The sequence below is a fragment of the uncultured Senegalimassilia sp. genome (assembly GCF_934632265.1).
In the GTDB taxonomy this organism is placed as follows: Bacteria; Actinomycetota; Coriobacteriia; order Coriobacteriales; family Eggerthellaceae; genus Senegalimassilia.
On the sequence record NZ_CAKTYH010000178.1, the window covers coordinates 1 to 2,666 of the forward strand.

The window sequence follows — 2,666 nt, forward strand, 5'->3', positions numbered from 1 at the left end:
TCCCGCTGCCGGCTCCGGCCGAACGCCGCTGCGACGCGGCGCCCGCCCCGCGCGAGCCACCCGCTGCCTGACGCTTGAGCTCACCCGGGTCCACACGGCGAGTGCGCACCGGGCCGAATCGGTTTTCGCTGGCCACGCCCTAGGCCTCCAGCGCGATCTCGTACGCGGCATTGCGCGGCAGGCCGAACTCGGCCGCCAGCGTTTTCGCGATGTCCTTGTTGCGCGCGCCCTCTGCCTTGAGCTGGGCAGCGCGGACGCGGGCGGAATCCTCGGCACTTTCCTGGGCTGCCTGCCCCTCCGCCTCGCTGGGGCCGTCGATCACGATGACGATCTCGCCCTTGATGCCGCCGGCCTCCTCGCGGGCGGCGAACTCGTCACGCAGCGCGGGCAGCGTGTCGCGCACCACTTCCTCGTGCAACTTCGTGAGCTCGCGACACACCGCCGCCTCGCGCAGCGGGAAGGCCTCGGCCAACGCGGCAAGCGCGCCAGCGATGCGGTTCGGGCTTTCATAATAGATAAGCGCCGCATCCAGCGTGCGCACCGCATCGAGCGCGGCCTTCTGCTCGCCGGCCTTGCGCGGGAAAAAGCCGCCGAAATAGAAGCGCGGGTTCGTGCAGCCGCTGGCCACGTACGCCGTTGCCGTGGCGGTGGGACCGGGCAGCACCTCCACGGGAGCGCCCGCCTCACGGCATGCGCGCACCAGGCGCAGGCCCGGGTCGGACACGCCAGGCATGCCGGCGTCGCTGCAGTACGCGATGACCTCGCCCGCCTCCACGCGAGCCACGATGCCGTCGGCGCGCGAGCCGATGAGCGCCTCGTCCAAACGCTCCAAGCGCTTGCCGATGCCGAACGCCGCCAGCAGCTTGCCGGTAACGCGCGTGTCCTCCGCGCACACCACATCGGCGCTGGTCAGCGCGTCAAGCGCGCGCTGCGGCATATCGCCTAGGTTTCCGATGGGCGTCGGGCAGATAATCAGCTTGCCAGCCATGTAGTTCCTTCCTATCGAGATATGCAACGCGAAAACGGGGGGGGCAAATGGGCGTTCGGTCAACCCGCCAGCCATGTCCTTTTCCTCATTGCGAAGGTATCGTGCTCGGATGAACGGGGGGGGTGAACAGGGGACGGAGGTGTGTTCAGAAAGAGGTTCGCGTTTCCCAAAGCTGCTTCCTGAACACACCTCCGTCCCCTGTTCACGACGCCCCGATCGCCCGCAATCACCTGCGTTCTCGCAAACGAAACGCAGGGGCGACGGTCCCCCATCGCCCCCGTTAGCGGCTTTACGCCCTCGTTTCCTGCACGTCGAGCTTGCCGGCCTCCTCGACCGCCGGCGTCGCCGCCGCCGTGCGGGCGGCGCGCGCCTCGGCCTCCTTGTCGGCCAGGTTGCTCTTCGCCACCGCGATCATGAGCTTGATGCGGTTGAGCTGGTTGACCTCGGACGCGCCGGGGTCGTAGTCGACGGCCACGATGTTGCTCTCCGGGTAACGGCGGCGCAGCTCCTTGATGACCGCCTTGCCCACCACGTGGTTCGGCAGGCAGGCGAACGGCTGCGTGCACACCACGTTCGGCGCGCCCGTGCGGATGAGCTCCACCATCTCGGCCGTGAGCAGCCAGCCCTCGCCCATGGAGTTGCACAGGCTCAAGATCTCGCTTGCGTACTCGGCCAGCTCATAGATGCTCGCCGGCGGGTTGAAACGCGTGGACTCCTCGAGCGCCTTGGTCACCGGCGCGCGCAGGGCCTTCACCACTTGCAGGGCGACCTTGCTGCCGAACGCGCCCTTGGCCGAACGGCCCAGCGGGTCCTTCTGGAAGATGCCGCCCGCAGCGCCGAACAGGAAGAACTCGATGAGCCCCGGCACCACGGCCTCGCAGCCCTCGCGCTCGATGACGTCGACGATCTGGTTGTTCGCCGTGGGGTGGAACTTCACCAAGATCTCGCCGACCACGCCGACGCGCGGCTTGGTGCCCTCGCCCTGCAGCGGCAGCGTGTCGAAGTCCTCGACGATCTGCTTGACCGTGCGCTTGAACTCGCCGCGCTTCACGCCGCGTTTCAGCTGACGTTTGCACTCGTTCATCCAGTGGTCGAACAGGGCGTTCGCGCTGCCGGGCTCCACCTCGTAGGGGCGCGTGCGGTACAGGCACATCATGAGCAGGTCGCCGTACTGCAGCGCGGAAACCGCCTGGTAGAGCATGGCCGGCGTGATGGAGAAGCCGGGGTTGACCTCGCCCAGGTCCTTGAAGCTGATGGCGATGACCGGGATGTGCGACAAGCCCACCGACTTGAGCGCCTTGCGGATGAGCGAGATGTAGTTCGTGGCACGGCAGCCGCCGCCAGTCTGCGTGATGAGCACGGCCAGCTTGTCGGTGTCGTACTTGCCGGACATGACCGCTTCCATGATCTGGCCCGTGACCAGGATGGACGGATAGCAGATGTCGTTGTTCACGTACTTCAGGCCCGCGTCCACCGCCCCGTGGTCTACGGAGGGCAGCAGCTCCACGTTGTAGCCGAAGCGCTCGAAGATGGGCACGAGCAGCTCGAAGTGGTACGGCGCCATCTGCGGGGCCAGGATGGTGTAGCCCGCATCGCGCATCTCCTTGGTGAACTGGGCGCGCGGGAACTCCGTCGAAGCGCCGCTATCGCGCTGCTTGAACTCGGCCTGCCCCTCGGG

The 2,666-nt window shown here is 67.5% G+C and carries 1 protein-coding gene and 1 pseudogene; both read right to left on the reverse strand.

What is annotated here, in order from left to right:
• Nucleotides 1-139: 139 nt before the first annotated feature.
• Nucleotides 140-988, reverse strand: a complete 849-nt coding sequence (gene rsmI, locus Q0H50_RS09185; RefSeq protein ID WP_294421660.1) for a 16S rRNA (cytidine(1402)-2'-O)-methyltransferase — start codon at nt 986-988, stop codon at nt 140-142.
• Nucleotides 989-1,277: 289 nt separating this feature from the next.
• Nucleotides 1,278-2,666: pseudogene (locus Q0H50_RS09190) on the reverse strand (2-hydroxyacyl-CoA dehydratase); the annotation flags it as partial.